The following is a 5,965-nucleotide window of genomic DNA, read 5'->3' as shown; positions in this document are numbered from 1 at the left end:
TCCTCCCTGGAGGCGGGCCCGCTCTCTGATCAGCCACGCCATGGACGGCGGAGTCCGGAGCAGGCCCGTGTAGTCACGGTTCTTGGCCATGCTCTGGATGGTCGCTCAAGGATGAGCTGCCATCCAGTGCGTCAGCTAGATAATGCCGATGTGGCCGCGGGGCGAGCGCTGGGGTTTCGCTTCGCTCCACCACCAGCCTACGCGAACGACCGTTCGACCGCAGGTTTTCGTAGGCTGGGGTGTCAACCCCAGCGGTCCCGGCGATGCGCGCCTGATCGACGCGCCCAGCGCTGCTGCGTTCGCTCAGGCAGCCAGCCAGTCGCTGCCCGCGGCTGCGTCGGCCACGGCGATGTCCCCTTCGCTGCAACCCAGCGCTGCCGCCAGCGCTGCCTGCGCCAGCTCGGGCCGGTTGTTCTGCTCGCTCAGGTGCGCGGCCAGCACCTGGCGCAGCGGGGCCTGCGCATGCAGCGCGCGCGCCAGCTCCGCGGCCGCGCTGTTGGCCAGGTGGCCCCAGGCACCGCCCACGCGGCGCTTCAGGAAGGGCGGATAGCTGGAGGCGGCGAGCAGGGCCTCATCGTGGTTGCACTCCAGCAGCAGCGTGCGGCAGCCTTCGAGCTGCTGCAGCACGTGGCTGGAGACATGCCCCAGATCCGTCACCAGGCCCAGGCGCGCGTCGCCGTCGGTGCAGACCAGCTGCAGCGGCTCGCGCGCGTCGTGCGGTACGGTGAAGGGCCGCAACTGCAGCGGGCCGAGGTCGATGGGCACGTCGTCAGTGGCGATGCGCAGCAGGCCGTCGAAATCGGGCTGGCCCAGCGCGGCCCAGGTGCCCGCGCTCATCCATACCGGAATGCGCTCGCGCAGCGCGAGCTGGCGGGCGCAGCCGATGTGATCCCCATGCTCGTGTGTGATGAAGAGGGCGTCCAGGTCGCCGGCCAGCAGGCCCGCGGCGCCCAGGCGGCGATCCGCCTCGCGCTGGCCCAGGCCGCAGTCCACCAGCAGGTGCACACGGTGCGCGCCGTCGCCGGCCTGCACCAGCGTGGCGTTGCCGGCGCTGCCGCTGCCCAGGGACTTGAAGCGCAGCACCGCCCGCGGTGGCCTACTTCAGGTCGTCGGCGATCACCTGCACGATGCGCTGCGCGTTGGCCGAGACCTCGGGCGCGCCATTCGCGTTCTGGACCGAGACGGTGGTCGTCTGGCCTTCGCCCTTGAGGGCGATGCGGTACTTCAGGGGCTGCTCCACCGGGTCGTTGCGGAACAGCCGGCCGAAGAAGCCGGGGTCCTTGCGGTCGGGGTTGGGCGCCACGTAACGCACGAAGTAGGTGCCCTGGCTGCGGTCGCGGTCTTCGACGGTGAAGCCGGTGCGGTCCAGTGCCAGGCCAACGCGGCGCCAGGCGCGGTCGAAGGCTTCGTCGATCACCACCACCGGCTGGTTGTTCACGGTGGCGAGGCGGGCCACGGTCTTGGCTGGCGCGGTCGCTGCGGCGGCCTGGGCCTGTGCCTGCGGCGCGCCCAGGCGCACCATCAGCCGGCGCAGGAATTCCGCTTCCAGCTCGGAATCGGAGGGGCGCGGCTGCCAGACCGTCTGGTCCTTCTGCTGGTTGTTGTACACCTCGATCATGCCGCGGTGGCTGATGAAGATCTCGGTGCCACCGCTGGCGGAGCGCTCCAGCCGGGTGCGGAAGCGGTCACGCTCCGCGGTGGAGTAGGCGGAGTCGATCAGCTTGCCCAGCGTGCTGCGGATGAAGTCCTGCGGGATCTTGGCGCGGTTCTCGGCCCAGTCGGTCTCCATGATGCCCAGGTTGGGCTGGTCCAGCGCGAGCAGGAAGCCGTTCTCCTGCCAGAAGTCGCGCACCGGCTGCCAGAGCTGGTCCGCCGGGCGGTTGACCACCAGCCAGCGCTGGTTGCCCGCGCGCTCGATGCGCACGTCGCCGATGGCGGTGGCCGCCGTCGGCACACCGGGGATGGCCTGGCCGGCCTGGAAGCCGGTGGCCGTGACGGGGCCGCCGGGCACCACGTAGCGCGAGTCGCGCGACAACTGGGTCAGGTCGGGCGGGATCTCCAGCGAGACGCCGCGGCTGGCGCTCTTGTAGTCGATCTTCTCGCCTTCCAGCACCGAGCAGCCCGCCAGCGCGAGCGCGGCGAGGGCCAGCAGGCCGGACTTCATGCGACGATTCACTTGCATCCCCTTGAAGGATTGGAGGGTGGGCAGGGCCCGGATGAGGCTCAGGCCAGCAGGCCGGCGGCGCGCAGCGCGGCCTCGACCGCGGGCTCGTGCGATCGGGAAAGCGGCGTCATGGGCAGGCGCAGCGCGCCCCCCATGAGGCCCATGCGGGCCATGGCCCACTTCACCGGGATCGGGTTCGCCTCGAGGAACAGGTTCTTGTGCACCGGCAGCAGGCGCAGCTGGATGGCCATGGCGCGCTTCGCGTCCCCGGCGATGGCGGCTACGCACAGCTCGTGCATCAGGTGCGGCGCCACGTTGGCGGTGACGCTGATGTTGCCCTGGCCGCCGCACAGCATGAGGGCCACGGCCGTCGGGTCATCACCCGAATAGACCGCGAAGCCCTGGGGCACGTCGCGGATCAGCCACTGGGCGCGCTCGATGTTGCCGGTCGCTTCCTTGATGCCGACGATGCCGGGCACCTCGGCCAGGCGCAGCACGGTGTCGTGCTGCATGTCGGCGACGGTGCGGCCGGGCACGTTGTACAGCACCGTCGGCAGGTCGCCGGTTTCCTCGGCGATGGCCTTGAAGTGGCGGTACAGGCCTTCCTGCGTGGGCTTGTTGTAGTAGGGCACCACCTGCAGCTGGCAGTCGGCGCCGACCTTGCGCGCGTACTTCGCCAGGGCGATGGCCTCGGCGGTGGAGTTGGCGCCGCAGCCGGCCATGATGGGCACGCGGCGGGCCGCCTGCTCCACCGCGACGCGGATGATCTCGCAGTGCTCCTCGACCGACACGGTGGGCGATTCGCCCGTGGTGCCGACGACGCCGATGCAGTCGGTGCCCTCGGCGATGTGCCAGTCGACCAGGCGGCGCAGGGCCGGGTAGTCGACGCTGCCGTCGTCGTGCATCGGGGTCACCAGGGCCACGATGCTGCCAGTAATCGGTGTCATGGACTTCTTGTAGCGGGGAAAGGCGGATTCTACCGAGTGGGGCCGGTCAGCCCAGCCGGTGGCGCGGCAGGGGCTGCGCGGGGTCGTCCCGCACGGCGGCGATGCGCTGCACGAAGCGGGGCGGATCCTCCAGGAAGCCGTCTTCGTAGGCCACCACGCGCAGGCCCGCATAGGCGCGCAGCAGCTCGCCGGGCAGCAGCAGGAAATCGGGCCGCGAGGGCTTGCCCACCGTCTCGTTGCCCTTGGCGAAGGTCTCGTGGATCAGCGCGCCGCCCGGCGCCACCGCGCCCAGCAGGTCGTGCAGCAGGGGCCGCCACAGGTAGTTGGTGACGATCACCGCGTCGAACTGGCGCCCGGGCGCGAAAGGCCAGCCGTTGCGTTCGATGTCGGCGGCCACGGTGGCACCCCAGCGCGCTGCCTCCTGCAGCGCGGCCGGGTCGCGGTCGACGCCGGTGACCGCATGGCCGCGCTCGGCGAACCAGCGCATGTGACGGCCATGCCCGCAGGCGACGTCGAGCACCGTGCCTTCGGGCGGCACCAGGTGGCTGAATCGCCGGACCCAGGCAGAGGGGGTGTCGGAGGCGTGCATGGCTGGGCCTTTCCGCGCCGCGCTCAACGGGGGCGCACTTCTTCCTTCAGGGCGGCCAGGGCCATGTTCTCCACCAGGCCGGGCGCCAGGATCTTGAGCAGGCGGCCGAGCTTGCCGCGGGTCGTCATCACCACCTCGCGGTCGCGGCGCTGCATGCCGGCCAGGATGAGGCGCGTGCAGTCGTCCACGGACATGGCGTCGTCCTCCTTCAGGCCGCTCGCGCCGGCCGCCTCGCCGCGGGCGTTGAAGCCGCGGTAGCGGATCTGCGTGGCCACCACGCCGGGGTAGGCGGTGGTCACGCTCACGCCGGCGCCCTTGAGTTCCGCGCGCAGGGCCTCGAAGAAGCCGGTCATGGCGAACTTGCTCGCGCTGTAGGCCGTGCGGCCGGGCACCCCCACCAGGCCGGCCAGGGAGTTCACCGCCACGATGCGGCCGCGCGAGGCCTTCAGGTGTGGCAGCGCCTCGTGCGTGCACCAGACGGCGCCACAATGGTTGACGCGCATGAGCGTCTCGTACCAGTGCAGGTCGCTGGCGTGGACTTCCTCGAACAGGGCCTGCGCCGAGATGCCGGCGTTGTTGATCAGGTTGTCCAGCCGGCCGAAGCGGGCCACGGTGCCGGCCACCAGGGCGCGGCACTGGGTTTCGAAGCCGACATCCGCGGCGTGCGTGTGCACCTGGGCGCCATGCACCGCGCACTGGGCGGCCACGGCGTGCAGCTTGTCGGCGTTGCGCCCGGCGAGCGCCAGCGCGGCCTCGGTCTTCTGGCGGGCGGCCAGCTGGCGCGCCAGTTCGGCGCCGATGCCGTCGGAGGCGCCGGTGATGAGGGTCACGATCATGCGGCGCACTTTAGCGCGCCGCATGCGCTGCGCGCCACTATTTCATCGATGCGACGTAGGCCACCACGGCCTGCAGGTCGGCGTCCGTCAGGTTGCGGGTGTTGGCCGCCATCACCGGGTCCGCCCGGCCGGCGGAGCCGTCGCGGTAGCGGCGCAGCGTGAGGGCGAGGTATTCGTCCTGCTGGCCGGCAATGCGGGCGTACTGCTCGCTGCCGTGGCCGTGGTCGCCGTGGCAGCGGAAGCAGTTGCGCTCGTACAGCGCCTTGCCGCGCGCGGCCAGCGCGGCATCCCGCGCGGGGCGGTGCTGGACCACCTGGCTGGCGTAGAAGACCGCCACGGCCACCTTCTCGTCGGGGCTCAGGGCCTTGACCAGCCCTTCCATGAACAGGTTCTTGCGCCGGCCGTCGGCGAACTGCTTCACCTGGTCGAGCAGGTAGGCGGTGTTCTGGCCGGCCAGGTTGGGCACGTCGGGCTTGACGCTGTTGCCGCCCTCGCCATGGCAGTTGGCGCAGAAGGCCGCCACCTTGCGGCCGTTCTTCCAGTACTGCTCATAGAGCTTGGGGTCGCGGTCCACTTCCTTCAGGCGCTCGTCGGGCGCGACGGCCGTGCGCGCGGGGGCCGTCTGGGCGAGCGCCGGGCGGGGCGCCAGCAGCGTCAGGGCGGCGAGCAGGGCGGCCGCCAGGCCGACCACGAGGCGCTTCGGATTCATGGCGCGAAGGGATGGGATGAGGTGGCCGTCATGATCGCCCGGCTCGGCCACGGGTGTCCTTGATGAGCGTCAACCCGGCTGGGGCCAGCGCCACCCCAGCGATCAGTTGAAGCAGGCCCAGATCATCTCGCTGACCGCCACCATCATGTCCGGCCGGGTGTAGAGCGCGAACACGCACAGCAGCACCGTCGTGGCAGCGGCCCAGAGGGCCAGCTTCTTGAGGACGGCAAGGTCTCTCATGCCGCCTGCGGTGCCCCATGGTCGCGCGCGATGGGCGCTTCGCGGACCGGCAGGTTCACGACCGCCGCGAACAGGCCCAGGGCGATGGCGATGTACCAGACGATGTCGTAGCTGCCGGTGCGGTCGTACAGCAGGCCGCCCAGCCACACGCCCATGAACGAGCCGATCTGGTGGCTGAAGAAGACGAACCCGCCGAGCATGGACAGGTGCGCCACACCGAAGATCTGGGCGATGGTGGCGTTGGTGGGCGGAATGGTGGACAGCCACAGCAGGCCCATCACGCTGGCGAAGAGGTACACCGACATCGGTGTGAGCGGCGCCCACAGGAACACCGCGATGGCAATGGAACGGCCGAGGTAGATGGCCGCCAGGATCTTGCGCTTGGCGAGCTTCTGGCCCAGCGAGCCGGCGATGTAGGTGCCGAACACGTTGAACAGGCCGATCAGCGCCAGCGCGTAGCTGGCCACCTGCGGCGACAGG

Annotated in this window: 8 protein-coding genes; all 8 read right to left on the bottom strand. The window is 70.8% G+C overall.

All coding sequences use genetic code 11. The annotated features are described in order from the left end of the window. Nucleotides 1-303: 303 nt before the first annotated feature. Nucleotides 304-1,083: an MBL fold metallo-hydrolase gene (locus tag ACE3T5_RS20815; protein ID WP_374670025.1), complete on the bottom strand. Its 780-nt coding sequence runs from the start codon at nucleotides 1,081-1,083 to the stop codon at nucleotides 304-306. Between the two features lie 13 nt (nucleotides 1,084-1,096). Beyond that, nucleotides 1,097-2,182, bottom strand: coding sequence for an outer membrane protein assembly factor BamC (bamC, locus tag ACE3T5_RS20810; RefSeq protein WP_374670024.1), 1,086 nt, complete (start codon nucleotides 2,180-2,182; stop codon nucleotides 1,097-1,099). A 41-nt stretch (nucleotides 2,183-2,223) separates the two neighbouring features. Then, the gene (dapA, locus tag ACE3T5_RS20805) at nucleotides 2,224-3,111 is read right to left on the bottom strand and encodes a 4-hydroxy-tetrahydrodipicolinate synthase (RefSeq protein WP_374670023.1); all 888 of its coding nucleotides are present in this window, start codon (nucleotides 3,109-3,111) and stop codon (nucleotides 2,224-2,226) included. Between the two features lie 46 nt (nucleotides 3,112-3,157). Beyond that, nucleotides 3,158-3,700, bottom strand: a complete 543-nt coding sequence (locus ACE3T5_RS20800) for a class I SAM-dependent methyltransferase (protein WP_374670022.1) — start codon at nucleotides 3,698-3,700, stop codon at nucleotides 3,158-3,160. 23 nt (nucleotides 3,701-3,723) lie between these two features. Next, entirely contained in the window at nucleotides 3,724-4,536 is an 813-nt protein-coding gene (locus ACE3T5_RS20795) for an SDR family oxidoreductase (protein WP_374670021.1), read from the bottom strand. A gap of 37 nt (nucleotides 4,537-4,573) precedes the next feature. Next, nucleotides 4,574-5,245, bottom strand: coding sequence for a cytochrome c (locus tag ACE3T5_RS20790; protein WP_374670020.1), 672 nt, complete (start codon nucleotides 5,243-5,245; stop codon nucleotides 4,574-4,576). Between the two features lie 102 nt (nucleotides 5,246-5,347). Next, a complete protein-coding gene (locus tag ACE3T5_RS20785; protein ID WP_374670019.1) occupies nucleotides 5,348-5,485 on the bottom strand; it encodes a hypothetical protein in 138 nt (45 codons plus the stop codon). Next, on the bottom strand, nucleotides 5,482-5,965 hold a 484-nt coding region (locus ACE3T5_RS20780; protein ID WP_374670018.1), incomplete at its 5' end, for an MFS transporter. The genes ACE3T5_RS20785 and ACE3T5_RS20780, both read right to left, overlap by 4 nt.

The organism is Ramlibacter sp. (genome assembly GCF_041916345.1).
Lineage (GTDB): Bacteria > Pseudomonadota > Gammaproteobacteria > Burkholderiales > Burkholderiaceae_C > Ramlibacter.
This window is presented reverse-complemented; position numbering and strand designations above follow the sequence as displayed.